Genomic DNA, 25,829 nt, shown 5'->3' with positions numbered 1-25,829 from the left:
TGCGTATAGATAGAGCACTAGACAGGGAATGTCGCATGAAGAGACCAATCACCAAGGCACCTGGGCGATGAATCGCCTTCGCCTGCTGCTGATTGGTTGCTGCATGCTGGTCTGCGCAGTCGCCCGTGCCGACACCCTGCTGGTGGTCATTCCCGAGCCTAGCAGCCTGACCGAAGAGTTCGTCGAACGTCTGCGCGAACAGCGCCGCTACGATGACGTATTGGTCCACAGCCTTGCCAGTTCAAGCTCTGCCCCCGATGCCTCCCGCCTCATAACCATGGGCAGTCGCAGCCTGCAATGGCGGCTCAACCAGAAGCTTGATACGCCAACCATCGCTACCTATATCAGCCGCAGCAGTCTGCCCGATCTTGGGAAATCGTCCCCGGCAAAGTCGGTGCAGATATTGCTGGCCAACCCTGCACCGTCCAGGCAACTGCGACTGGCGCAACTACTGATACCCAGAATAGAAAATATCGGTGCGCTGTTTACACCGCAGCATCAAGCACAACTGGCTGAATGGGAGCAATCCGCTGCAGCTCTCGGGCTGAACCTGGTCAGTATGCCTCTCAACAAACAGGCGCAACTTGGCAGGCAGATGATCGATCTGCTTGATCGCAGCGACGTGCTGGTTGCCCTGGACGATCCGAATATCTACAACGCGGACAATCTGAAGACCATTTTGCTCAGCAGCTACACCCGTAACAAAGTGCTGATCGGCCCAAGCGCCCCTTTTATCAATGCCGGCAGCCTGAGTACCACCTACAGCACACCTGAGCAGATGGCGCAGAGCGTCGATGATTTACTCGATGCGCCCTGGCGCGGCGGCGTGATCAGCTACCCACGATATTTTTCCGTTCTCAGTAACGCTCAGGTTGCCCGCTCTCTCGGCTTCCCGCCGCCGGATGACGATGCTCTGAGCAGCCAGTTGAGACAACAGGAGGTGGGCCAATGAGCCCAAGGAACACCGGCAGCATTCACAACCGGCTGATTCTGATCGCCCTGGCCCCCGCGCTGATGTTGGGTTTGGTGGTCTTCGCCTATTTTGTCAGCGCACGCCTGGATGACGTGAGTCGTCAGTTACAGGACACCGGTGCGCTGATCGCGAAGCAACTGGCACCTACCGCTGAATACGGCGTGATCAGCGGCAACCTGAAGACACTCGAAAGCTTGATCAAAGGCACTCTGGACACGCCGCATGTGCGCAGCGTGGAGGTATATGACCAAGCCGGCACACTGATGCTGGATTTGCAGTCCGAAGCACAACAAGCACAGCCCGCCCCTTTGCAATACTTCGCGGCCGACATTCAGCGCCAAAGCATTCCATTACGCAATGAGCTCTACCTGCTGGATGCCCCCACGATGCAAGGCGACGAGGCGTCCCGCTATCTCGGGCAGGTGCGGGTGGGTCTGAGCCGCGAAGCCTTCGATGATCGACAGGATGAAATTCTGCTCGGCGCCCTGCTGCTTGCAGCGCTGGTGATCATGGCAGCGCTGATACTGGCGCTGCGGCTCGCCAGCGCCCTGTCAAGTCCGCTGGCACGCATGAGCCAAGCGGTTCAAGCGCTGCAGGATGGGCATTTGGACACTCGCTTGACCGAAGATCAGCAGCACGAAATGGGCAAGTTGATGCATAACATCAACACCCTCGCAGGCGCGTTACAGCAGTCGGCGTTTGAGCAACAGCAAGCGCTGGATCAGATGAATACAGCAAAGGAAGAGGCCGAAGCCGCCAACCGGGCAAAATCGTATTTTCTCGCCATGATGAGCCACGAGCTACGCACACCCATGAACGGCGTGCTGGGCATGTTGCAGCTACTGGACACCACCGAGCTGAACAATGAGCAGGCCGAGTATGTGCAGATTGCCGGCGAATCTACCGATCACCTGCTGAGGGTCATCAACGACATCCTGGACTTCTCTCGTATCGAACGCGGCGTGCTGGACCTGGAAGAAATAGCCTTCAACCTGCCCGATCTGATCAATCATTCCGTGACCGTGTTCGAGCACACCGCCGCGCAAAAGGGCCTCTCCCTGATCACACACACCCAGGGCAATCCCGTATCGCCCACGGTGATCGGCGACCCGACCCGGATCCGGCAGATACTGGTCAACCTGATCGGTAACGCGCTTAAATTCACTGAGCAGGGTCGCATCGAGATCGATGCCAGTTGGCTGGCAGATACCGATGCGCGCAATATCCGGCTGCGCTGCGAGATTCGCGACAGCGGCATCGGCATCGCGCCTGAACGGCTGGAAAGCATGTTTCAGGCCTTTCAGCAAGCTGACAGCAGCACCTCCCGACGCTTCGGCGGCACCGGTCTCGGTCTGTCCATTGCACGGACCTTTGCGCTGAAAATGGGCGGTAGCCTGGAGGCGCAAAGCATTGAAGGTCAAGGCTCATGCTTTACCCTGACAATGACCTTGCCCTTGACCGACACGCTGGCCGAGACGCCCGACACTGCCATCCCGCCAACCGCAATGATTGGAGAGCTACCGATACTGCTGGTGGAAGACAATCCGGTGAACCAGATGGTCATCGAGGGCATGCTGCACAGCCTGGGTTATCGCGTCATCACCGCGGATAGCGGACAGGCCGCGCTGAGCTATCTGACCATGGACGATCAAGCCTTCTCGGTAATCCTGATGGATCTTCAGCTACCTGATATCGACGGCCTTACCGTCTATCGCCAATACTTGCAGCATTGCCAAAGGCAGCAACACGCCCCCATCAGTTGCATCGCCTTGACTGCCAGCGCCATGCCTGATGACCGGCAACAATGTGTCGACGCTGGCATGCAGGGTTTCCTCAGCAAACCACTGTCGCGCCAGGCATTGCAAAAAGCGGTGGATGACCAGTTGCAGGCGAGAAAAGCCGATCATTGACCGCGCTGATCCACCACTATTTCACTCCTGTGCAAGGCTGCACCGAGCGGCGATACTACGCAGCTGTCATCAACAGCCTGCGAGTATCGTCACCATGACCATCACCCTTGAAACGCCTTTTAGCGTACTGCCTGACCTCATCGCCCTGCACGCCAAGACCCGAGGCAGCCATCCTGCGCTGATTCAGGATGATCAGCAGCTTGACTACGCGGCGTTGAACAAAAAGGTCGACCAAGTGGCGGCAGCACTGCAACGCGACGGCTTCCAGCCCGGCGACAGCATCGCCATCTGTGGCAGCAATTCGATCCCCTATGCCTTGCTGTATATCGGCGCTCTGCGCGCAGGTGTGGTTGTCGCGCCACTGGCACCCTCCTCCACGCCGGAAGGTCTGGTAACCATGATCCGCGACTCGGCAGCCAAGCTGGTGTTTGTCGATCAGGCCGTGGATCAGGCACTGGGCAAAACCGCCGAACAACATCAGATCAAGCTGATGAGCATGGATGACAGCCGTGCTGATCAGAGTTTTACCCACTGGCTCGCTGACGCCACGCCTGCTCCGGTGACCATCACCCCGGAGATGCCGTTCAATATCATCTATTCCTCCGGCACCACCGGCGAGCCCAAGGGCATCGTGCAATCGCACGGCATGCGCTGGTCGCACATTCAACGCGGCATCGTGTTCGATTATGGCCCGCAATGCGTGACGTTGATTTCTACCCCGCTGTACTCCAATACCACGCTGGTTTCCTTCCTGCCATCGATCGGCCTGGGCGGTACCGTGGTATTGATGGCCAAATTCGACGCGGCCAAGTATCTGAAACTCGCCGAGCAGCTGTCAGCAACTCACACCATGCTGGTGCCGGTTCAGTACCAGCGAATCATGGCGCGCGAAGATTTTGATCAATATGACCTGTCTTCCTTCCATATGAAGTTCAGCACCAGTGCGCCTTTCCACGCAGAGCTCAAGGCGGATATTCTCAAGCGCTGGCCGGGCGGCCTGATCGAGTTCTACGGCATGACCGAAGGCGGTGGCTCCTGCATGCTCGCTGCGCACCAGTTTCCAGACAAGCTCGCCACTGTCGGTAAGCCGCTGGAAAATCACGATATGCGCGTGATCGACGAAGAGGGCCTGGAACTGCCCTTCGGCGAGATAGGTGAAGTGGTCGGCCACTCCCCGGCGATGATGACCGGTTATCTGAACAAGCCGGAAAAGACCGCCGAAGCGGAGTGGTACGACGCCGAAGGCAAGCGCTTTATTCGCACGGGCGATGTCGGCCGCTTCGATGAAGAAGGCTTCCTGACGCTGATGGACCGACGCAAGGACATGATTATCAGTGGTGGCTTCAACATCTATCCCAGCGATCTGGAGCAGGAGTTGCGCAAGCATCCTGACCTGCTGGAAGTGACCGTTATCGGTGTGCAATCACGCAGCTGGGGCGAGACGCCGGTAGGTTATGCGGTACTGCGACCTGGCGTGAGCACTGACGCACCGGCCATCTGCCAGTGGTTCAATGAGCGGGTTGGCAAGACCCAACGACTCAACCGCATGATTCTCACCGATGAGCTGCCGCGCAGCGCGATTGGCAAAGTGCTCAAGCGCGAACTGCGTGATCAGTTCCAGGCGCAATATGGCGAGCTGGATTGATTCAGCGCAACCCGCCGTTAGTCGGGGGCAGAGAAACTTTGTCCTCGGCTCCCATCGCAGGTATCCTCAACGCCTGACTCGCCAGTCCGGTCCCGGTTGTGACTCTGAACCGGTACGGGCTGTCTGAGCTTACGCTGGCGGATAAAACCGTAAGCACCGCAGAGCCGAATTAATCGCACCCCACCGAACGGGGTTGAGCAGGAGCCAACATGTCTAAACAGAATGCGTACACCCGGGAAGAGTTGCTTAAATGCAGCCGTGGCGAATTGTTCGGGCCCGGAAACGCACAATTGCCCGCCCCCAACATGCTGATGATCGACCGCATCACCCACATCAGCGAAACCGGCGGTAGATACGGCAAGGGCGAGATCGTCGCCGAACTGGATATCAATCCTGATCTCTGGTTTTTTGCTTGCCATTTTGAGGGCGACCCGGTCATGCCTGGCTGCCTGGGTCTGGATGCCATGTGGCAGCTGGTGGGTTTCCACCTCGGTTGGCTCGGCTATGAAGGCAAAGGCCGCGCACTGGGCTCCGGCGAAGTGAAGTTCTTCGGCCAGGTACTGCCCACTGCGAAAAAAGTCACTTATACCATCCATATCAAACGCACCATCAACCGCTCTCTGACCCTCGGCATCGCCGAAGGCAGCATGGCCGTCGATGGGCGTGAAATCTACACCGCCGAAGGTTTGCGGGTAGGTCTGTTTACATCTACCGATAGCTTCTGAGGATACTCACCATGCGTCGCGTCGTTATTACCGGTATGGGCATCATTTCCTGCCTGGGCCAGGACCTGGAATCGGTCACCGCCAGCCTCAAAGCTGGCAAATCGGGGATTCGTCATAACCCTTCATATGCTGAAATGGGGCTGCGCAGTCACGTTTCCGGCACCGTCGATATCGATCTGGAAGCCGCCATTGACCGCAAGGTCAAGCGCTTCATGGGCGATGCCGCAGGTTTCGCTTACCTCTCCATGCAGCAGGCGATTGCCGATGCCGGCTTGAGCGCGGAAGACATCAGCCACCCCCGCATCGGCCTGATTGCTGGTAGCGGCGGCGCCTCCACCTTGAATCAGATGGAAGCGATCGACATCCTGCGTGAAAAAGGCGTCAAGAAGATCGGGCCATATCGCGTGCCGCGCACCATGGGCAGCACCGTTTCCGCCTGTCTGGCCACGCCATTCAAGATCAAGGGCATCAACTACTCGATTTCCTCCGCCTGTGCCACCAGTGCGCATTGCATCGGCAGTGCCATGGAGCAGATTCAACTCGGCAAACAGGACATGGTCTTTGCTGGCGGCGGTGAGGAAGAACATTGGTCGCAGTCGATGCTGTTCGATGCGATGGGCGCCCTCTCCACCCAGTACAACGATACCCCCGAGAAAGCCTCGCGCGCTTATGACACCAAGCGTGACGGTTTCGTCATCGCGGGTGGCGGCGGTATGGTGGTGGTTGAAGAACTGGAACATGCCCTGGCTCGCGGCGCGAAGATCTATGCCGAAGTGGTTGGCTACGGCGCTACCTCCGATGGCTACGATATGGTCGCACCCAGCGGTGAAGGCGCAGTGCGCTGCATGCAGCAAGCCCTGGCTACCGTTGATGGCACTATCGATTACCTCAACACTCACGGCACCTCCACACCGGTAGGCGACGTCGCAGAACTCAAGGCGATCCGTGAAGTGTTTGGTGACAAGGCACCGAAGATCAGCTCGACCAAGAGCCTCTCGGGGCACTCACTAGGCGCTGCTGGCGTACAGGAAGCCATCTACTGCCTGCTGATGATGCGCGACAACTTCCTCACCGCTTCGGCGAATATCGACGAGCTGGACGAGAATGCCGCCGGCCTGCCGATTCTGCTCGAACGCGCCGATGAAGCTGCAAACCTGATGATGTCCAACAGCTTCGGCTTTGGCGGCACCAACGCCACCCTGGTACTCAAGCGCTGGACTGGCGCCTGACAGCATCGACACTGCAGCACAAGACGGGCGCTAACGGCGCCCGTTTTTTATTGCGCAACCGACTGACCGGTCCGCGCCCGCCACTCCAGATGCACTAGCTGGGATTGCCGACGCACCATTGCGTTCTCCCATAAGCCCCCCCGCACCAAATCAATGCATGCAATGGCCTCCAGGCGGGCGAATCCGCAGGCTAGAGCGTGGCACTCTATTTGCTTGGCAGCAAAGACTGATATCAGATTGATAGCCTAACTCTGCCAAGGAACCTGTCATGAGTCTTTTCAACTTCTCCCGCAAGGATAGAAACGGAGCCGAGCAGCTGGACAGGCTGTTCGATCACCTGGATCTGAGTGTCACCGTGCCGGAACAAGCCGGCCTGCTTGGCAGAATCGGTCGATTGACCGGCAAACTGCAGCAGCGCATTACGCTCAGCCTGCACGCGGCCGTGGGGATAGCTGCGCATGCGCCGAAACTGGCGAGCATTGCCAGAGCAACAGAAACTCAGGGCGACCAATTGGCCGAATCCTCGGAGATGATCGCCAGTGCGATCGAGGAAATCAGTGCGAGCCTGGAGTCGGAACTGGTGCCGGGCGCGACTGCCGTGGCGAATCTGGCCAGCAGCGTATCCACCCAGTTGCAGGCTTGCGAAACCGACAGCCAACTGGTGCTCGGCCAGGTCGACACCATACAGGCAACCGAACAATCGCTAGCAGCGGAAATCCAGACCCTGAGCAAGCAGCTTGAAGAGGTCAACCAGGTGATCGCGATGATCGCCAACATCTCTCAGCAGACCAATCTGTTGGCGCTCAATGCGGCTATTGAAGCGGCCCGCGCCGGTGAACAAGGCCGTGGTTTTGCGGTGGTCGCCGACGAGGTACGACGTTTGGCGGGCCACACCACCCAGGCAACGGATCAGGTCGGGCAGATCATCAATGGCCTGCGCGGCGGCATGCAAAGACTTCATCAAGCCGGGGACAGCATGCACCAGGCCATCTCCGACGGCCGCGAAGGCATTTTACGGGTTGATCAGGGGCTCAGCCATGCGACCGAATCCATGGCCCAACTGGATCAACGCGTGGCTGGCATGGCCAGTGGTACAGAGCAGATCGGCGCGGCCGTACGCTCGGTCAGCGCCGACGTGCAAAAAGTCGCTGACGTTGCCGGTGACCTGAAGCAAAGCGCTACCCAGGTCCGCGAACACAGTGATGCGGTCCGGTTGGAGAGTGACCGTCTGCTGGAGGGGCTGGGCGAATTTCAGCTAGCAGTCCACCAACAAATTCGCGAGCGCGTGGTCGCATTGGCGAAGGAACCCGCGATCTGCTCAGGCATCGGGGCAGCCGAGCAACTGATGCGTAGCTGCCTGGTACAGGATGGCCGCTTTGAATTGATGTACCTGGTGGGTGCAGATGGCATGCAGGTCAGCGAAAACATTCTGGCGCCAGATCTTGAATCCAGCAGCGCCAAGAGCATGAAGGGTAGCAATTGGTCGAGCAGAAGCTGGTTTCGCAAGGTCAAAGATCAGCTCACCCCGCAGATCAGTCCGGTTTACCGCTCCTCGGCTACCGATGCCTTTTGTTTTACCCTCTCAGCTCCGGTGTTTTCCGAGAATGGGCAATTGCGCTATGTGATTGGAGCTGACGTGCGCCTGTCTGCACTGCTGGAGCATGGTGGTACCAGCGGAAGGCCACAGCTGACCGCAATAGCCAGCTGAAGCGCCCAGCGGAAATACCACCGTGAGACACCTTAGTCAGCGCAAGGTAAGGCAGATACCCGTCTCGATATACGACAGTGGGCGAGCACCATCAAACCCAATGATAGTGCTTGCCTGTAGCGCTCAAACTGCTACAACTCAATTATGCAAACACTACCTGATGGACTCATTGTCATCCTCAAGCGCGCCTGCCCGACCTGCGCCTTGATCGAACCCGTACTGGCTCAATTGGCCAGCGGCGATCAACCGCTCACGGTTATTGTGCAGGACACCGCCGATTTCAACGTGGGCGCCGGCCAACAGATCCAGGACGACACGCTGGAGTGGTCCTGGCAGCTGGACTGTGAAATCGTCCCTACCCTTATTCATCGCGCCAACGGCCAGGAACAGAGCCGCACCTATGGCTGGTTCCGCGAGGATTGGGAGCAACTGACCGGCATGCCTGGTCTTGGCTCGGACCTGCCCCCTTCCCGCCCCGGCTGCGGGTCGAAAACCCAGGATCCGGGCATGGCAGAGAAGCTGGCAATCCGCTTTGGCGCCGTTACCTTTCAGTCTCGTGAGGTGGAAATCGGCGAGAGTGAAGATCCGATAGAAGCCTGTCATGAGCGTGGTTGGAGCGACGGTCTGCCCGTTGTGCCACCCACACCCGAGCGCGTGTACCGCATGTTGCAGGGCACCGAGCGCAAAGCCGACGAAGTGCTCGGGTTGATGCCGCCGGACCTGGTGCCCTGCACCGTGGAAAAAGTCGCGATCAATGCGGTCATGGCCGGCTGCAAACCTGAATATATGCCCGTGGTGCTGGCTGCCGTCGAGGCTGCGTTGATTGACGAGTTCGGCATGCACGGTTTGCTCTGCACCACCATGTTTGCCGGCCCACTGGTGCTGGTAAACGGTCCAGCAGCCAAACGTATCGGCATGAACTCCGGTGTCAATTGCCTGGGTCAGGGCAACCGCGCCAACGCCAGTATTGGCCGCGCACTGCAGTTGGTCGTGCGCAATGTCGGCGGTGGCCGACCCGGCGAGATTGACCGCGCAACCATGGGTACCCCTGGCAAATACAGCTTCTGCTTTGCCGAAGCTGAAGACAGCGAGTGGGATTCTCTGGCCGTGGAGCGCGGCTTTACCAAGGACCAATCGGTGGTCACGCTATTTGCCGCCGAGGGCGTGCAGGCGATCGTCGATCAGAAATCCCGCACACCCGAATCCCTGGCGCGCAGTTTTGCCCTTTCACTGCGCGCGGTCGATCACTACAAGCTGGTCATGCACGGCGACGCCATCCTGGTAGTATCGCCCGAACACTGCAGGGTATTTACCGATGCCGGCTGGAGCAAGGCGCGTCTGCACGAAGAGCTAGCTCGCCTTCTGACTCTGCCGGGCAAGGATCTGGTGATGGGCGCTCAAGACATTACCGAAGGCATGCCGGAAAATTTGGCCGGCGCCGATCTACCCAAGTTTCGACCTGGTGGATTGCTGATCGTCAGGGCCGGTGGCCCGGCTGGTCTGTTTTCCGCCGTTATCGCTGGTTGGGCCGCTTCCGGCCCTACTGGCTCCACCCCGGTTAGCAAGGAGGTAACGGCATGATATCGCCGACCGTATTGCTCGACCCGACCGCTGAACGCTCGGCAGCTAGCCGCGCGTTGACGGCCAGACCCGCCACACTGGAGGGGCTGACTGTCGGCTTGCTGGATATTTCCAAGGCACGTGGCAACGTGCTGCTGGATCGTCTGGATGAGTTGCTCAGCGAGCGCGGCATCGAGGTAAAACGCTATCGCAAACCTACTTTCGCACGTATTGCCCCCACGGATCTGAAACAACAGATCGCCAGTGAGTGTGATCTGCTGGTGGAAGGCCTGGCTGACTGAGGCTCCTGTACCTCGTGCTGTATGCATGATATAGGCGACTTGGAAGGCCGGCAGATCCCCGGCGTAGGCATAGCTTCCAGCGAATTTGTTGAAGCGGCAGCGTTGCAGTCCAAGGCATTGGGCATGGACCCGAAAATGGTGTTTGTTCCTCACCCGATTCAGGACCGTACCGATGACGAATTGCGCGCACTGGCCGACAACGCTTTCGAGAGTATTCTGGAGGCGTTAACGCTGCAAGACTCGTGATGGTGACGGGCCTTGCGGCCCGTGCATAAGGTTTGATCGTCAAGATTGGTGCTCTGGGCAAATGGGGCACTCTGCTACAAGACACGCGGCAAGTACGTCCGTGTAGCTCATCAATGCCATCCCTGGCATTGACGGTCTTGTAGCAGAGTGCCCCACTCGCCCTTATCAGCTCCGGCGTTTATCAACCCTCATGCTTAGCATCATCCCTCACGAGGCTAGTGTTCCGTGCTGAATACCGACCTGCCCACATCCTCCGATGTGCGTCGTACCCTGCCCTCCGTGGACCAGATATTGAACTGGCCAATCATCCACGAATTGACCAAGCACCACGGCCGCTCACTGACCAAGCAGATCATCAGCGATGAGCTGAGCCGGCTCAGAGCCAACAGTGAACCTTGCGACCCCGATCAGTTTGTCGAACGTGTACAGCAACAGTTGCACGCCCTGCTCGCCCCCTCCCTGCGCAAGGTGTTCAATCTCACCGGCACCGTTCTGCACACCAACCTGGGCCGCGCGCCATTGCCGGAAGAAGCCATCAGCGCCATGTGCGATGTGGCCCGAGGGGCAAGCAATCTCGAATTCGATTTGGCCAAGGGCAAACGCGGTGATCGTGACAGCCACGTCGAGGACTGGCTATGCCGCCTGACCGGCGCCGAAGCCGCCACCGTGGTCAACAACAATGCTGCCGCTGTACTGCTGACGCTCAATACGCTGGCAAAGGGAAAGGAGGTACTGGTGTCCCGTGGCGAGCTGGTGGAAATCGGCGGCGCCTTTCGCGTACCGGATATCATGCGCCGCGCCCAGGCCAAGCTGCATGAAGTAGGCACGACCAACCGCACGCACCTGCGCGACTACGCAGAAGCGATCAGCTCGAAAACCGGCCTACTGATGACCATCCATGCCAGCAACTACGCCATCCAGGGCTTTACCGCCAGCGTGCCGGAGGCGCAAATTGCCCAGGTCGCGCATGAACAGGGGTTGCCCTACGCCATAGATCTGGGCAGTGGCAGCCTGATCGATATGCGCCAGTGGGGCCTGCCCTACGAGCCCACGCCGATGGACAGCATCGCCAATGGCGCTGACCTGATCACCTTCAGCGGCGACAAACTGCTGGGCGGACCGCAGGCCGGCATTATCGTTGGCAAACGGGCATTGATAGACAAACTGAAAAAGAACCCGCTCAAGCGCGCCCTGCGCTGCGACAAGGTTACCCTGGCCGCACTGGAAGCGGTGCTCAAGCTCTATGCACACCCGGAAAATCTCGCCGCGCGCCTGCCGAGCCTGCGCTGGTTAAGCCGGCCGCAGCACGACATCCGCCAGCAAGTGAACAGGCTGTTGCCGTTATTTCAAGCCTGGGCAGGCGATGTCGCGCAGGCGTCGGTAATCGACGTTATGGGCCAGATTGGCAGTGGCTCCTTGCCGGTGGAAAGGCTACCAAGTAGCGCCATTGCCCTGCAGCCGACGGCCGGAAAGCGCGGCGCTAACAAACAACTACAACGTCTGCAAAGTGCCTTGATGAAGCTGCCGGTACCCGTCATTGGTCGACTGCACGACGGCCGGTTATTGCTCGACCTGCGCTGCCTGGACGAAGAACAGCTGCTGATCGACCAGCTCCAGGCGCGGCCTTTCACATGATCATCGCCACGGCTGGCCACGTTGACCACGGCAAGACGGCGCTGATCAAAGCGCTAACCGGCCAGCATACTGACCGTACCGCCGAGGAACAGCGCCGCGGCATGAGTATCGAGCTGGGCTACGCCTGGATGGCCTGCGCTGACGGCAAGACGATTGATCTGGTGGATGTACCCGGTCACGAAAAATTCATGCGCACCCTGCTCGCCGGCATGGGATGTGTCGACGCGGTGATGCTGGTGGTCGCTGCGGATGACGGCGTTATGCCGCAAACGCTGGAGCATCTGCAAGTCCTCAAATTGCTCGGCGGCCGACCAATCCTGGTGGTCATCAGCAAATGCGCCAGCGTCACTAACGAGCGCGCCTTGCGAGTACAGCAGGAGACCTTGCAGCTTCTGGCCGACCTAGCTGTTCATAATCCACCGAGCTTTTTGATCGACAGTCTGAGCGGCGATGGGATAGCTGCGCTTGTCGAGCAGCTCAACAGCTGGGTCGAGAGCTTTTCCGCGGCGGATAATCAAGGGCCGGCACGGATGAGCATTGACCGCCATTTCAGCCAGCCCGGCGCAGGCGATATCGTGACTGGCACCCTGCTGAGCGGGCGTGTTCAGACCGGTGACGTTCTACGCCTGTCTGACAACGGCGCCTCCTTGCGGATCCGCAGCATACAGGTGCACGGTCGGGCAGCTAGTGCCGCCCATGCAGGCCAGCGCTGCGCGTTGAATCTGGTGGGCGATATGACGGGCGCGGACCTGACCCGTGGCAGCCAATTACTCGACGCAGCCATTTTCGCGCCGAGCACTTGCCTGGACGCACGCATGCAGCTGATCTCCCGCCTGCCCAATCGAGGCACTCTGCAGTTGCATATGGGTAATGCGGTAATCAACGCCCGCTGTGTTCCGTTGAGGGGGGAGCCATTAACCGCAGATCAGCACTACGGACAGTGGATTCTGGACCGACCTGTATGTTGCCGTTACGGCGAGCGGTTTATCATCCGCGACCCGGCCAGCCGCAAGTTGCTTGGTAGCGGCCAGGTGCTCGATCCTTTTGCCGAGACCAAGGGCCGGCAACGGCCGGAACGTCTCGCAGCCCTGGTGGCCATGGATGCTCCCGATGCTGACCAGGCTCTGCAGAACTTGCTGGCCGTGCTGGCCGACGGCGTAGATCTGCGCCGCTTCATGCGTGCCCGCCACCTGACTATCGAGCCTGGGCGAGCGAGACATACAGAAATTCTTCGCGTGGCTGGCTGGCTGTGCAGGCGAGCTGATTTCGATCAGTGTTTGCAGCATCTGCTGGCAGCGTTAGCTGAGCATCATCTTCAGCATCCCGATCAGGCCGGCATGACCCGCCCGCGCCTCACAAGACATCTGGTGTTGCCTACCAGGAGTCGACTGCTGAGCGCGGTGATTCGTCATGCCCTCGACCGGCACATGCTGCAGCAAAACGGTCCCAACCTGCACTTGCCGGGCCATCAACCCCAAGCCGATACGCAAAGTCTGGAGTGGTTCGAACAGCTGCAGCCTGCCTTTCGCGCCTGCGCCCCACGCCCGCCTATTATCGGCGAGCTGATGGCTGATTTTAACCTGGACAAGGCCGGGCTACTGACCAGGCTGGATAAACTAAGCGCCCTGGGGTTACTGGCGTGCGTGGGACGCAATCGCTACCTGCTTCCGGAAAGCGTTGATCACCTGCTCAGCGTCGCTGGCGAGTTGGCAAGGCAACAGTGTGACGGGCAGTTCAGCACGGCCAGCTTCCGCGATCACAGCGGCATTGGTCGCAATCACAGCGTCGCGGTTCTGGAGTACTTCGACAAAGCCGGCCTGACCCGACAAAGCGGACACTATCGACGGCTCGCTTGAATTCAGCGCCCTGGAAAATCCAGGCCGTAGGCAGGTTCAGAAATGCAGACCGCCAGCGCGCCGGGCCTGCCGCGCCATCAACACCACCAGAACGCCACAAGTAGCCATTACGCCCGCCATGGGTAAGGCGGTGCCGTTGTGCAGCAGCCCAACCAATGCGGAAGTAATGCCCGCAATCACAAACTGCATGGTACCCATCAGCGCCGACGCTACCCCTGCCTGATGCCCATGCCCGGCCATCGCACAGGCCGACGAGTTGGGTAATACCAGCGCGATCACCGCGACGCTACCAAACAGCGGGAGCATAAGCGGCCATAGCGATTCAGGCTGCCATAGCGCCGTACCCAGTAGCCAGCAGGTGCACAGCAGATAGATCAGCGTGGTGCGTTGCAGCAGTTTCACCGGCGGCCGACGGCGCAGCATCCTGCTGTTGAACTGGGCGAACAGAATAAAACCCGCGGCGTTGGCACCGAAGAACCAGCCGAAATGCTCCGGGGCAATGCCATAGAGTTCGATAATGATGAAGGGCGAGCCAGCGATGTAAGCAAACATGCCAGCGATGGCAATGCCGCCAGTCAACGCGTGGTACATGAACACCGGTTCGCGCAATAAGCGCATATAGCGACCCCACGCGGTGGATAGCGCCGGCCGTTCATGCACAGACAACGTCTCACGCAAGCCGAAATAAACCGCGAAGGCAAACAGCCCGGAGAACACCGTCAGAAACAGAAAGATCGACGGCCAACCGCCGAGTTTGAGCAGCCAACCGCCGGCCAAGGGCGCCAGAATCGGTGCTACGCCCATAACCAACATCAACTGCGAGAAAGCCTTCGCAGCATCAATCGGCTTGCATAGGTCACGCACTACCGCACGCGTCACCACCATGCCAGCGCAGCCACCTAGCGCCTGACCAAAGCGGCCCACCAAGAGCCATTCGAGCGTGGGTGCCAAAGCACAGGCCAGCGAGGCCAGGCAGAACAGCGCAATGCCAAACATCAGCGGCTTGCGGCGGCCATAACGGTCGGCGACAGGGCCGTAGAAGAGTTGGCCTGAAGCCAATCCAAGAAAATACACTGACATGCTGAGCTGAATGTGCTCGATATCGGTGCCAAAGGCGGTAGCCATGGCCGGAAAGGCAGGCAGATAGAGGTCAATCGCCAGTGGGCCGAAAGCGCTGAGACCACCCAGAATGAGCAGTATTTTGAGAGGCATGTAATATCCGAAATAACGGGCGATCTGCTCGGAAGATAGCAGAACATAGACGCTCATGATGCCAGAAAAGCCCCGCCGCTGCTGGCAACAGACTGTTGCCGCAGAAGCCCGATGCGTGGAGTCAGGAGTGCTGCAAGGGAACCAAAATCAGCTTGGCGAGCCATAGCACAGAGACTGCGCAATTGACCTGCGCCAGTCTGAACGGCCATATCAAGCTTCTACATAAGAACAGCGACTACATCCAAGAAGGTAATTTATGCAGACTGACCCTCCCGGCGTACTTGATGATGAAGTACTCGCTTTTGCCGAAAAGATCTTTGATTTTGCTCGGGACGGAAACAGCCAGGGATTGGCGCCATTACTGCAAGCGGGGCTACCCGCCAATCTGAGAAATCACAAGGGTGATAGTCTGCTGATGCTGGCCAGCTACCACGGTCACCTGGAGACGTCGGCGTTACTTCTGAAACACGGAGCAGATCCAGACCTGGCCAATGATCGCGGGCAGACGCCACTGGCTGGAGTAGTTTTCAAGGGCGAAAGAGCGCTGATCGACGCCTTGATCCTTGACGGAGCTGACGTCAACTTTCGCCCGCCAGGAGGTAAAACCGCGCTGATGTTTGCTGCCATGTTCAACCAGCTCGATATCTTCAATCAATTGCTGGATGCCGGTGCCAACACCCGCGTTAGCGACGATGAGGGCAAAACCGCTCTGGATCTCGCCCGGGCGATGGGCGCCACTGACATAGTCGCTTTGCTCCAGCCCAACGATTGAGGCTGCCGATTACTGGCAAACTCCCCGCAGTTATCGCCTTTAGCGGTGAATGGGCAATACCCGCGTCAGCCACTGGCAATGCTTTTCTTAAGGCAAAACGGTGATATATTGCCAGCACTTGACGTAATGAATTCCTGTGTCGGGTATGCGGCATACTTGTCACTTAGTTCAGCAGAACTAGGATTACCAGCATGCTTGTCTGATCAGATTACGCATGTGAGGTTAACGGGTGAAGCTGGCTGATTTTATTCGCGGCAATATCGAGATACTGCTCCTGGAGTGGGACAAGTTTGCGCTGAGTATCGACTCAGCCAACAACCTCGACAAGAAAGGCCGTCGCGATCACGCCCGCGAAATGCTGATGGCCATCGCTACCGATCTGGACAAGCCGCAAACCGAAGCTCAGCAAATTGCCCGTTCCAAGGGCCAGGCCCCCTTTGATCCCGACGCAGACACCGCTGCAGAAGAGCACGGCGTTGACCGTCTGACCGCTGGTTTTACCATCAATGAAGCCGTATCGGAATATCGCGCCCTGCGCGTCAATGTGCTGCGCCTGTGGATGAAGGAAATCGACCCCGCCAACGCCCCCAACTGCCTGGACGACATTCTTCGTTTCAACGAGGCAATCGACCAGTCGCTGGACGAATCGCTGGCCAGCTACACCAACGAAAAAGACATGGACACTCGCCTGCTGAAAACCATCCTCAGCGCGTCCACCGACCAGACTTTCGTACTCGATCCCGAGGGTCGGTTTTTATACGTTAATGCAGCGACCGCCGATTTGTTCGACCGCCCGCACTACCAGATAATCGGCAAAACCTGCTTTGATCTGGGGTTTGACTTCGCCGCCAGCCTGCAGCGCAACCTGCTGCAGGTGGTCAGCAGCGGCGAAAGCTATCGAGGTGAATTTTCCTACACCCTCGGTGCTGGCCAGCAATTGGAATATATCCTCTCACCAGTATTGGTTAAAGAAGCCGATCAACCTGAAATGGTCGAAGCCGTGGTAGGCATCGCCAGGGATATCACGCTGCGCAAAGCGGCGGAAGACCAGAGCTGGCACCAGGCCAATTTCGACATCCTCACCGACCTGCCCAACCGTCGCCTGTTTATGGATCGGCTGCAGCAGGATCTGCGTCATGCCGAAAGGGCCAAGCTGTCCATTGCAGTGATGTTTATTGACCTGGACGGGTTTAAAGAGGTGAATGACAGCATGGGCCATGAGGCCGGCGACGTGCTCCTGCGCCTGGTGGCACAACGCATCAAGGATTGCGTCCGCGAGTCCGACACGGTTGCGCGCATGGGCGGCGACGAATTCACTGTTGCGCTGAACGAAATCAGCGCTCCCGAACAGGTGATGGCGGTGGCGAAAAAGATCACCACCGACCTGTGTCGGCCCTTCAGTGTTCTGGACACGCTGGTGCAGATTTCCGCCAGCGTCGGTGTGGCGACCTACCCTTTCGACAGCCTGGCCCCGGAAGATTTGGTCAACATCGCCGATCAGGCCATGTATGAGGCCAAACGGGCTGGTCGTAACCAGGTTGCGCTAGCCGCACACACATCCCGCCTGACCGTCTCGATAGAGCAGAGCTGAAAGGCACCCCGCTCCTGTTCTTCGCTTCAGCCGATGTTGCGCCGTGCCAACAACCTTCTGCCGACGCTGAACGCAACGATCATCAACACCGCCAGCACCGCCGGGCGTACGTTGCCTTCGATTTGCGGAATGGTGCGCAGAAACACAAACGCCACAGCCGTGGGGGCGATAAAGCGCACCAGGAACTGCCAGATACTAAACCAACCGGCGTTAGTGCCCATTTCCCCTAGTACCGCATCTCGGCTTAACGCCCAGCCGGCAAACAGTGCGATCAACAGACCGCCCAGCGGCATCAGAATATTGGTTATGAATTCCAGCACGTCAAAGGGTGAGCGGTCGAACAGCTGATGGGTAATGGTCCCTTCCGACCACAGATTGAAGCTGAATACTGTTACCAACCCCAGCAACCAGCAGAGTCCCACCATCAGTGCCACCGCTTTCGGACGGCTGAAACCAAAACGCTCGACCAACCAGGCTGCCACAGGCTCCACCAGTGATATGGCCGACGTTAAGGCCGCGCCAATCACCAATACGAAAAACACCCCGCCCAGAATCGAGCCACCCGGCAACTGGGCAAAAGCGATGGGCAAGGTAACGAACATCAAGCCAGGGCCCTGTGCAGCTTCCAGCCCGCTGCCGAAGACCAGGGCAAAGATCGCCACCCCGGCCATCAGCGCCACCACAGTATCCACCAGCGCAATAGCAAACGCGGTACGCGTCAGTGAAGCCTCGCCAGACATATAAGCGCCATACGCCATAATCGCGCCCATACCCAGACTCAGCGTAAAGAACGATTGCCCCATTGCTTCCAACCAGCCTTCCAGGCTCAGATCCTGCAGGTTGAAGGTAAACAGGAAGCTAAGCGCTGCCGCCGCATCGCCGACCATGAGTGAATACACCAGCACGACCAGCAGAATCAGAAACAATGAAGGCATCAGAAAACGCAAACTGCCTTCGATGCCTTTGTGAATACCCATGCCGACGATCAACCCGGAGCCGACAATAAACAACGTGTGATACATCAACAGCAATCCCGGCGATGCCAACAGGTTGTCAAACGACGCGCCGATGGCTGCCGCGTCCGCACCCGCCAGAGAACCGCTGAACATCAGCCCGGTGTAGTGCACTGCCCAGCCGGCAATCACCGAATAGAAGCTCAGAATAATGAACGCGGCTGCGGCGCCCATCCAGCCGATGCTGCGCCAGGCATTGTTCAAGCCTTGGCTTTCGGTAAGGTGTTTCATCCCCATGATCGGGCTGCGGCGGCTGGCGCGGCCAATCAGGGTTTCGGCGATCAGAATGGGAATCCCGACAATGGCAATGGTCATCGCGTAGACCAGAATAAAGGCTCCGCCGCCGTTTTCACCAGTCAGATACGGGAAGCGCCACAGGTTGCCGAGGCCGACCGCAGAACCAACCGCGGCGAGAAGAAAGGTCCCCTTGTGGGTCCAGATGTTTCGAGAGCTCATCAGTAGGGTTCCAGCAGGCAATTAACGGGAAAAAAATGAGCGCGCAAGGGTACCATAGCTATTATCGAATCTCGACTGGGCCCTCAATGAAGACTATAGCAGCTACGCATCGCCAGGCTCTGTCACTGACGCTGCGCTTTATAGCCCCTTACCGCTGGCAAGTAGCCGGAGCCATGCTGGCGTTGACCTTCACTGCGGCAATCACCCTGTCACTGGGTCAGGGGCTGCGCTTGCTGGTTGATCAAGGCTTCGCCACTCGGTCGCCGGAACTGCTCAATCAGTCAGTTGGCTTTTTTGCGGTGCTGGTGATTGCCCTGGCAGTTGGCACCTTTGCGCGTTTCTACCTGGTGTCGTGGATTGGCGAACGAGTGGTGGCGGACATACGGCGGCAAGTGTTCGATCATCTGATCGAACTGCATCCGGGATTCTATGAAAGCAACCGCGGTCTGGAGATCCAGTCACGGCTTACCGCCGACACCACAGTGCTGCAATCCGTTATCGGCTCGACCGTATCCATCGCCCTGCGTAACGCTTTAATGCTGCTGGGCGGTATTGTTCTGTTATTCGTCACCAATCCCAAGCTGACCAGTATCGTCATGCTGGCAATTCCCCTGGTGATTGCGCCAATCCTGTTCTTCGGCCGACGGGTCAGAAGCCTCTCCAGGCTAAGTCAGGATCGCGTTGCGGACGTTGGCAGCTACGTAGGTGAGATTCTCGGCCAGATCAAGACAGTGCAGGCCTATAACCATCAGGAGCAGGACCGCCGGCGTTTTTCCAGCGTAGTCGAGCAGGCCTTCGAGGTCGCGCGACAGCGGATTCGCCAGCGTGCCTGGCTGACCTTTGTGGTGATTGTGCTGGTGCTCGGCGCCATCGGCGTGATGCTCTGGGTTGGCGGCATGGACGTGATCGCCGGGCGTATCAGCGGCGGCGAACTGGCCGCCTTCGTCTTCTACAGCTTGATCGTCGGCGTCTCCGCCGCCGCGCTGAGCGAGGTGATCGGCGAGTTGCAGCGTGCTGCTGGCGCGGGTGCGCGCATCGTCGAGCTGCTTCAGACCCAGCGGGAAATTACCGCGCCCGTGAGCGGCTTGCTGCAACTGCCCGCCCGAGTCAGCGGCAACCTTGCATTTGAGCAGGTGCGGTTTGCCTACCCCATGCGGCCTGACGTTTATGCCATCGACGGCCTGGATTTGCAGGTTTACGCGGGGGAAACGCTGGCTCTAGTCGGACCCTCAGGGGCGGGCAAGTCGACTCTGCTCGACCTGTTACTGCGTTTCTTCGATCCCAGCTCAGGGCGGATTACCCTGGAAGGCTGCGACATCCGTCAACTGGACCCGGTCGATCTGCGTCGCTGCTTTGCGCTGGTGTCACAAAATCCGGCCCTGTTCTACGGCAGTGTGGCCGACAATATCCGCTACGGGCGTCCTGAAGCCGATATGCAGGCAGTCATCAATGCCGCGCGTGCAGCGCATGCCGAAGAGTTTATCAACGCCATGCCGCAGGGCTACGATACGCCGCTGGGCGATGCCGGCCTGGGCTTGTCTGGTGGCCAGAAGCAACGCCTGGCCATCGCCCGGGCACTGCTCACCGACGCGCCGATACTGCTGCTGGATGAGGCGACCAGTGCGCTGGATGCCCAGAGCGAGCACCTGATTCAGCAAGCGCTACCCGCGTTAATGCACGGCCGCACCACCCTGGTGATCGCGCACCGGTTAGCCACTGTTCAGCATGCCGATCGTATCGCGGTGATTGAGCATGGCAAGCTGGTGGCGCTAGGCACTCACCAGCAACTGATACAAAGCAGCCCGCTATATGCGCGCCTGGCCGAGTTGCAGTTTGGGCTGGGCCAGCGTACTGACTGAGATCCAGCGACTCGATACTCTAACGCGACTCACGGCCGAGCGCGGTGGCCACATGCACCTGAACAGCGTCGCGGATCTGTTCGAGAGCCTGCTGCAACAACGCGCGCCGGGTGCCGATATTGATCCGCATATAGCCACTGCCCGCAACCCCAAAGCTGATACCCGGGTTCAGCCCGACCCCGGCTTTTTGAATAAAGAAGGCCTTGAGCTGCCCATCGGTCATCCCCAGCGCGCGACAATCCAGCCACAACAGGTAAGTACCCTGAGCCTGGGCGCAGCGGATCTGTGGCACATGCTGCTGCAAATACTGCCGGACAAACTGCATGTTCGACTGCAGATACGGCAGCAGCGCATCCAGCCAGGGGCCGCCATGCCGATAGGCCGCTTCGAATGCGACAATACTGAACGGATTGGCCTGCAGCATATGCAGGGAATCGAACACCCGCTTGATTGCCTGGCGTTGGCCGGCATCCGCAATCACCAGCGCAGAAAGACCCATGCCCGGGATATTGAAGGTCTTGCTGGGTGCCAACGCGGTGATGATGCGATCCTCGCGCGTCGCCATACTGGCGAGCATCTGTTGGCGATGGCCATCAAACACCAGATCGCAATGGATATCATCAGAGACCACCAGCAGATCGTGTTGCCGCGTGATCTCCAATAAACCCTCTAGCTCTTCGCGTCGCCAGACTCGCCCAACGGGATTATGGGGCGAGCACAGAACCAGCATCCTGGCGCCCTGCCGTGCACACGCAGACAGATGCTCCAGATCCATCCGGTATTCACCGTCAACCCACTGCAGCGGGTTTTCAATCACCCGGCGCCCGGTTTTTTTTACCGAACTGAAAAACGGCGGATACACCGGCGGCTGAATAATGATCCCTTCGCCCTCAGCAGCGAATGCCATGGCAGCGGCGTGCAGCGAAGGCACCACGCCCGGCGCCAGCAAAATCCAATCACGTTCGATATGCCAGCCATGCCGGGAAGCGAACCAGTCGATCATCGACTGGTAGAGGGATTCCGGAAACAGGCTATAGCCGTAGACCGGATGCCGGGCTCGTTCCTCAAGCGCGCGGGTGATGGCTTGCGGCGCTGCGAAATCCATATCCGCTACCCACAGCGGAATCACCTGATCAGTGCCAAATACCGATTCTCGCGCATCGAACTTGACGGATTCGGTGTGCTCGCGGGAGATCAACTGGTCAAAATCAATACCCAATCCGTTATCCCTCATCTAAAGCCCGGTCACAGGATACGTTCCCATACGCTGGCTTCAGAATAGCTATGTTGGAATTTATGCCGAGTCTCACGGATGACAAATTCAACTTTTTGCGGCTCGCCTACTGGCCGGAAGTGTTTGCCGAGCAGATCCTGTAACCCGTCCAGGGTGGTGTAATTCTCACCGTCTTTCTTGAACCCACCCACCCATTGCGCGCGCGGGGTGTGCTCCTCAAGCCAGGTGTAGGGTGAAGCCAATACCAGTTTGCCACCCAGATTCAACCGTTCATGCACGGTCTCGAGAAAACTGGCGGGGTCATACAGCCGGTCAATCAGATTGACCGCCAGAACAAGATCGTAGCCGCTGAACTGCGGCTTGAGATTGCACGCATCACCCTGGTAGAACGCCACCTTTGACGCGTACTCGGCCAGTCGCAGGTCAGCCAGACTGCTGGACTTGTAGGAAACCAGCTCGCCCTCGTCCGTCAGCGTATAACGTAATATGCCCTGCTCCGCCATCTCTGCCCCCTGGCCGACAAAGCGCGCGGAAAAGTCGATACCGGTCACATGGGTAAAATGCCTGGCCAACTCGAAGGTCGCACGTCCAGAGGCGCAGCCCAGATCAAGCGCGGTTTCAGCCGGTTGATCACCCATTGCAGCAATCGCCAGCTCAGCCATCGCCTTGGGGAAATTCGAGACATTGAAGTAGCTGTCGCCGTAATGAAACTCGGCATATTCGGACATCTGCCGGTCACTTTCGTAATAGGCATTCGGCTCTTGAGCCTGAGCATCGGAAGACACGTAACGGAACCCCGCATGTTGGAAAAAATGACGACGGAAAGCATAGCGCGCACTGCGCCGGGTTTCGTTGCCGCAGGAGGCCCAGGACCCGCCCTTGATCAGATTATGCTGATTGTCGAAGGTCGGGGTGGTGAAATCATCGTACAACGGGTGCACCTGAAAGCCGTCGAAGGGATAGATAGGCGTGTGGGTCCATTGCCAGACATTGCCCACCACATCGTAAAAGTCGCCGTGGGCGAATTCGGTGACCGGGCATGGGGAGGCAAAGTGGTCCAGCTGAAGATTGGCACTGGCAGGGGCTGCCGATATTTCCTGCACCCCGGCGTGATCATATAGCCGATACCACTCATCCTCGCTAGGCAAACGGATCGGCTCACCCGTCTCACGTGCTTTCCAGCGGCAGAACGCGCTGGCCTCCAGACAATTGACCTCTACTGGCCAGTCCCAAGGCATGTTGACTTCTTCGCTCATCAGGCGCAAATGCCAGGCATCGCGCCAAACCCAGAACGCTGGATGTTGCGCAGCGGTGAAATCACGCCACTTGAGCCCCTCTTCGTCCCAAACCTCGTCATCGGCGTACCCGCCGGCCTCGACGAACTGCAGAAACTCGGCGTTGCTGACTAGATAGCGGCTGGCCTGGAACGCTTCGACATCCACTTGCCGGTGACCGTATTCGTTATCCCAGCCATAACGGTCCGCATTGCGCGCCTTGCCCAGAGTCACCTGACCGGCAGGCAAAGACAACAGCTGGTTTGCCGGGGCAGCGCTGTGAACGGCGCAAGAAGACTTGCATCGAGACCATTCGGGTAGGGAGCGAACATAATCGAGCTTGTGCTGACGTATCAGCACGGTGCTGGTTTCCAGATGAATCAGCTCATGTTCAATACACATGATTATCGGCCACCAAGTGCCCTCCCACTGAATTGGCAGGTGCAATGGCAGGCTATTGATCACCTTGAGCACCGCAGCACGCACTTTCTGTCGATAGGCGCGTACCTCACCCACACTGGGCCATTCGTAGTGAGTGTCGTCGAGGTCGTCCCAGCTCATCTCATCCACGCCGACCGCGCAGATGGATTCAAGCCGCGGGTCGATGCGCTCGGGAAGCAGTTTGGCCAATACCAGTTTGTTGGTATAAAAAGTTGCCGTGTGACCGAAGTAGAAAATCAACGGATGACGCAGCGCTATGGGCTTGTCGTAGAAAGCCGCATCATTGGCCAACAGGTCAAAAAGAGATTCGTATCGATCAAATACGCTGGTGAAATACTCAGCCATCTCCGCGCGCTTGGCTTCTGGATCGCTGCCGTCCAATGCGGGTGAACGGGGAAGGTATGACGAGCTAAGCTGGGGTCGCTGTGTTTCTACTGCAGTCATATGACGGAATCCTTTTGCGGTGGTCCGCAGATCTTGATAACCCGTCAATTATGGCTCCAGCGCGGACTCAGTGCTTATACAAATCGTGTACATTCATGTCCTGATGTACCGTTAACCCCAATATCCTAGCAAAACACAGCGCCTTGCGGGCTTGCAAGCCCGCAAGGCGCTAGCTGTCTCAGGCCTTGTTGGCGTGCAGTCTTACATTCAGCTCATCAACAATCGGTGCCCACTCTGCGTCTTCAAGAATCTCTGCCTTCAGGAACGCCGCCTGGCTATCACTCCAGAACGGAGCTTCCGACAGTTTTACCTCGTCGGGCAGTGGGTAGTGGCTAGCAATAAACTCATCGATACTCGCTTCATCTGCGGGTAAACCCAATTGTTCAAACAGTGTGCCAATGTCTTTCAGTGCCGGTTCCATGGGTACATCCTCAATTGCGGTTTTAGTGTTCCGTGTCCATGTAAATAGAGACAGGCGAGCCCGATTCGTTCCCTGCCACCGCTCAAGGCCATACATCTTTTGTAGCAATGCCTTGCGATGCCGCGCGCCCAGTGCGTTGCACTGAAGAAAGGCCTGTGTATGCTGTATTCAATCTATTTTCCGGCCGCTTGAGCAATGATGAACTCACCTTTCCTGCACTCCATGTCCCGGCAGCGCCAACTGCTGTGCGCCCTTCTGTTTTCCGCACTTTCCCTGAAAGTTGGCTTGGTTCATGCCAACAACGCAGTGATCGTTGAAGTGGGCGAAGCACGCGAACAACAGTTGGTCAACGAAGTGCCCATCAGCGGCAGCGTCTCGGCTTCACAGATCGCCTTACTCTCATCGCAAGTGGCCGGTCTGGTGCAACGGATCCACGTGGAAGCCGGTGACCAGGTCGGCGCGGGAGACTTGCTTATCGAGCTGGACAGCGAACTGGCGGAAATTGCTCTGGACGGCGCCCGCGCCTCGGCCCGCAGTGCACGGGAAGCTCAGGCCGACAGCCAGCGGCGCTTTGACGAAGCCCAGACATTGGTGTCGCGCAACGCAATTGCCGCCAGCGAGGTCCGCGGGCTGGAGTCTCAGGCGCGCGTGGATGCCGCCTCGGTCCAGGTAGCCGATGCTCAAGTGCGCCAACGCCAAGCAGAACTGCAACGCCATAAGATCACGGTACCCTTTGACGGTACTCTCAGTCGCAAGCTGGTAGAGGTCGGTGAATGGGTGACGCCGGGTACTGACCTGCTGGAGCTGGTATCCACTGAACAGTTACGTATCGATTTTCAATTAGCCCAGCGCTTCTACCCTCTGGTCGAAGACAGCGCGACCCTGAACATCCGCTTCGACGCGCATCCGCAACGCAGCTTCACCGGCAAGGTAATCAATAAGGTGCCTTTGAGCAGCAGCGATGCACGCACCTTCTTGTTGCGTACCCAGATTGAAGACGCGGATCAGCCACTGCTGATCCCCGGCATGTCAGCCCACGCGACCTTGAGGCTGGCTGAGAAACGCCGCGGTATTGTTGTCAATCGTGACGCATTGCGACGTTACCCTGACGGTCGCGTCAGCGTCTGGGTCGTCGCGGATGCGAGTGCGGAGGAAGGCGAGAATCCGACCGTGCGCGAACTCCAGGTAGAGACCGGCCTGAGCTTTGCCGGCCAGGTGGAAATCCGTTCTGGCCTGGAGGAAGGGCAGACCGTGGTCACCCGCGGCAATGAAACGCTCAGAGACGGCCAGGCCGTGAAGATTACCGCCACGGAAAGCGAGTAA

General features: G+C 58.5%; 19 protein-coding genes. 14 read left to right on the top strand and 5 right to left on the bottom strand.

Translation table 11 applies throughout. The annotated features are described in order from the left end of the window. The first annotated feature begins 28 nt into the window (after nucleotides 1-28). From EAO82_RS11320 to selB, 10 genes are all read left to right on the top strand, one after another. Nucleotides 29-952: a hypothetical protein gene (locus tag EAO82_RS11320; protein WP_096345812.1), complete on the top strand. Its 924-nt coding sequence runs from the start codon at nucleotides 29-31 to the stop codon at nucleotides 950-952. Next, a complete protein-coding gene (locus tag EAO82_RS11315) occupies nucleotides 949-2,883 on the top strand; it encodes an ATP-binding protein (RefSeq protein WP_096345811.1) in 1,935 nt (644 codons plus the stop codon). Before EAO82_RS11320 ends, EAO82_RS11315 begins: the two co-directional genes overlap by 4 nt. A gap of 94 nt (nucleotides 2,884-2,977) precedes the next feature. Continuing rightward, nucleotides 2,978-4,528 carry a class I adenylate-forming enzyme family protein gene (locus EAO82_RS11310; protein ID WP_096345810.1) on the top strand — a complete coding sequence of 517 codons (1,551 nt, stop codon included), beginning with the start codon at nucleotides 2,978-2,980 and terminating at the stop codon, nucleotides 4,526-4,528. 209 nt (nucleotides 4,529-4,737) lie between these two features. Beyond that, nucleotides 4,738-5,253: a 3-hydroxyacyl-[acyl-carrier-protein] dehydratase FabA gene (gene fabA, locus EAO82_RS11305; protein ID WP_096345809.1), complete on the top strand. Its 516-nt coding sequence runs from the start codon at nucleotides 4,738-4,740 to the stop codon at nucleotides 5,251-5,253. Nucleotides 5,254-5,264: 11 nt separating this feature from the next. Then, complete coding sequence (fabB, locus tag EAO82_RS11300; protein ID WP_096345808.1) at nucleotides 5,265-6,482, top strand: beta-ketoacyl-ACP synthase I; 1,218 nt, start codon at nucleotides 5,265-5,267, stop codon at nucleotides 6,480-6,482. 268 nt (nucleotides 6,483-6,750) lie between these two features. After that, complete coding sequence (locus EAO82_RS11295) at nucleotides 6,751-8,190, top strand: methyl-accepting chemotaxis protein (protein WP_096345807.1); 1,440 nt, start codon at nucleotides 6,751-6,753, stop codon at nucleotides 8,188-8,190. A gap of 144 nt (nucleotides 8,191-8,334) precedes the next feature. Continuing rightward, nucleotides 8,335-9,771, top strand: coding sequence for a thiol reductase thioredoxin (locus EAO82_RS11290; protein WP_096345806.1), 1,437 nt, complete (start codon nucleotides 8,335-8,337; stop codon nucleotides 9,769-9,771). Then, on the top strand, nucleotides 9,768-10,298 hold the full coding sequence (locus EAO82_RS21120) for a UGSC family (seleno)protein (RefSeq protein WP_321540944.1): 531 nt from the start codon (nucleotides 9,768-9,770) through the stop codon (nucleotides 10,296-10,298). The genes EAO82_RS11290 and EAO82_RS21120 overlap by 4 nt, the downstream gene beginning before the upstream one ends. A 228-nt stretch (nucleotides 10,299-10,526) precedes the next feature. After that, on the top strand, nucleotides 10,527-11,933 hold the full coding sequence (gene selA, locus EAO82_RS11275; protein ID WP_096345887.1) for an L-seryl-tRNA(Sec) selenium transferase: 1,407 nt from the start codon (nucleotides 10,527-10,529) through the stop codon (nucleotides 11,931-11,933). Next, the gene (selB, locus tag EAO82_RS11270; protein ID WP_096345803.1) at nucleotides 11,930-13,789 is read left to right on the top strand and encodes a selenocysteine-specific translation elongation factor; all 1,860 of its coding nucleotides are present in this window, start codon (nucleotides 11,930-11,932) and stop codon (nucleotides 13,787-13,789) included. Before selA ends, selB begins: the two co-directional genes overlap by 4 nt. 36 nt (nucleotides 13,790-13,825) lie before the next feature. Here selB and EAO82_RS11265 read toward each other — a convergent pair whose 3' ends face one another. Then, a complete protein-coding gene (locus EAO82_RS11265) occupies nucleotides 13,826-15,001 on the bottom strand; it encodes a multidrug effflux MFS transporter (RefSeq protein ID WP_096345886.1) in 1,176 nt (391 codons plus the stop codon). 256 nt (nucleotides 15,002-15,257) lie between these two features. Here EAO82_RS11265 and EAO82_RS11260 point away from each other — a divergent pair, with 256 nt between their 5' ends. Together EAO82_RS11260 and EAO82_RS11255 are read left to right on the top strand one after the other, a co-directional pair. Next, nucleotides 15,258-15,773, top strand: coding sequence for an ankyrin repeat domain-containing protein (locus EAO82_RS11260; RefSeq protein WP_096345802.1), 516 nt, complete (start codon nucleotides 15,258-15,260; stop codon nucleotides 15,771-15,773). 229 nt (nucleotides 15,774-16,002) lie between these two features. Continuing rightward, nucleotides 16,003-17,364 carry a diguanylate cyclase domain-containing protein gene (locus EAO82_RS11255; protein WP_096345801.1) on the top strand — a complete coding sequence of 454 codons (1,362 nt, stop codon included), beginning with the start codon at nucleotides 16,003-16,005 and terminating at the stop codon, nucleotides 17,362-17,364. 26 nt (nucleotides 17,365-17,390) lie between these two features. Here the strand turns inward: EAO82_RS11255 and EAO82_RS11250 are convergent, their stop codons facing one another. After that, complete coding sequence (locus tag EAO82_RS11250; protein WP_096345800.1) at nucleotides 17,391-18,833, bottom strand: sodium-dependent transporter; 1,443 nt, start codon at nucleotides 18,831-18,833, stop codon at nucleotides 17,391-17,393. Nucleotides 18,834-18,919: 86 nt separating this feature from the next. On the opposite strand from EAO82_RS11250, the gene EAO82_RS11245 reads away from it, so the two are divergent. Continuing rightward, nucleotides 18,920-20,692 carry an ABC transporter transmembrane domain-containing protein gene (locus EAO82_RS11245; protein ID WP_096345799.1) on the top strand — a complete coding sequence of 591 codons (1,773 nt, stop codon included), beginning with the start codon at nucleotides 18,920-18,922 and terminating at the stop codon, nucleotides 20,690-20,692. Between the two features lie 19 nt (nucleotides 20,693-20,711). Here the strand turns inward: EAO82_RS11245 and EAO82_RS11240 are convergent, their stop codons facing one another. The 3 genes from EAO82_RS11240 to EAO82_RS11230 all read right to left on the bottom strand — a co-directional run bounded on the left by EAO82_RS11240 (nucleotide 20,712) and on the right by EAO82_RS11230 (nucleotide 24,506). Further along, the gene (locus tag EAO82_RS11240) at nucleotides 20,712-21,911 is read right to left on the bottom strand and encodes a MalY/PatB family protein (RefSeq protein ID WP_218838576.1); all 1,200 of its coding nucleotides are present in this window, start codon (nucleotides 21,909-21,911) and stop codon (nucleotides 20,712-20,714) included. Between the two features lie 26 nt (nucleotides 21,912-21,937). Then, complete coding sequence (ovoA, locus tag EAO82_RS11235; protein WP_096345797.1) at nucleotides 21,938-24,085, bottom strand: 5-histidylcysteine sulfoxide synthase; 2,148 nt, start codon at nucleotides 24,083-24,085, stop codon at nucleotides 21,938-21,940. Between the two features lie 178 nt (nucleotides 24,086-24,263). Next, nucleotides 24,264-24,506 (bottom strand): DUF2789 domain-containing protein, encoded by a 243-nt coding sequence (locus tag EAO82_RS11230; RefSeq protein ID WP_096345796.1) that lies wholly within the window; start codon nucleotides 24,504-24,506, stop codon nucleotides 24,264-24,266. 198 nt (nucleotides 24,507-24,704) lie between these two features. On the opposite strand from EAO82_RS11230, the gene EAO82_RS11225 reads away from it, so the two are divergent. After that, nucleotides 24,705-25,829 (top strand): efflux RND transporter periplasmic adaptor subunit, encoded by a 1,125-nt coding sequence (locus tag EAO82_RS11225; protein ID WP_174958842.1) that lies wholly within the window; start codon nucleotides 24,705-24,707, stop codon nucleotides 25,827-25,829.

It is taken from the genome of Halopseudomonas pelagia, assembly GCF_009497895.1.
In the GTDB taxonomy this organism is placed as follows: domain Bacteria; phylum Pseudomonadota; class Gammaproteobacteria; order Pseudomonadales; family Pseudomonadaceae; genus Halopseudomonas; species Halopseudomonas pelagia_A.
Note: the sequence above shows the minus strand (reverse complement) of the source record. Positions and strands in the feature narration are given on the sequence as shown.

Coding starts and splice junctions, on each gene's coding strand:
- EAO82_RS11320 (WP_096345812.1), top strand. CDS start 29: ATGTCGCATGAAGAGACCAATCACCAAGGCACCTGGGCGATGAATCGC.
- EAO82_RS11315 (WP_096345811.1), top strand. CDS start 949: ATGAGCCCAAGGAACACCGGCAGCATTCACAACCGGCTGATTCTGATC.
- EAO82_RS11310 (WP_096345810.1), top strand. CDS start 2,978: ATGACCATCACCCTTGAAACGCCTTTTAGCGTACTGCCTGACCTCATC.
- fabA (WP_096345809.1), top strand. CDS start 4,738: ATGTCTAAACAGAATGCGTACACCCGGGAAGAGTTGCTTAAATGCAGC.
- fabB (WP_096345808.1), top strand. CDS start 5,265: ATGCGTCGCGTCGTTATTACCGGTATGGGCATCATTTCCTGCCTGGGC.
- EAO82_RS11295 (WP_096345807.1), top strand. CDS start 6,751: ATGAGTCTTTTCAACTTCTCCCGCAAGGATAGAAACGGAGCCGAGCAG.
- EAO82_RS11290 (WP_096345806.1), top strand. CDS start 8,335: ATGCAAACACTACCTGATGGACTCATTGTCATCCTCAAGCGCGCCTGC.
- selB (WP_096345803.1), top strand. CDS start 11,930: ATGATCATCGCCACGGCTGGCCACGTTGACCACGGCAAGACGGCGCTG.
- EAO82_RS11265 (WP_096345886.1), bottom strand. CDS start 15,001: ATGCCTCTCAAAATACTGCTCATTCTGGGTGGTCTCAGCGCTTTCGGC.
- EAO82_RS11260 (WP_096345802.1), top strand. CDS start 15,258: ATGCAGACTGACCCTCCCGGCGTACTTGATGATGAAGTACTCGCTTTT.
- EAO82_RS11250 (WP_096345800.1), bottom strand. CDS start 18,833: ATGAGCTCTCGAAACATCTGGACCCACAAGGGGACCTTTCTTCTCGCC.
- EAO82_RS11245 (WP_096345799.1), top strand. CDS start 18,920: ATGAAGACTATAGCAGCTACGCATCGCCAGGCTCTGTCACTGACGCTG.
- ovoA (WP_096345797.1), bottom strand. CDS start 24,085: ATGACTGCAGTAGAAACACAGCGACCCCAGCTTAGCTCGTCATACCTT.
- EAO82_RS11230 (WP_096345796.1), bottom strand. CDS start 24,506: ATGGAACCGGCACTGAAAGACATTGGCACACTGTTTGAACAATTGGGT.
- EAO82_RS11225 (WP_174958842.1), top strand. CDS start 24,705: ATGAACTCACCTTTCCTGCACTCCATGTCCCGGCAGCGCCAACTGCTG.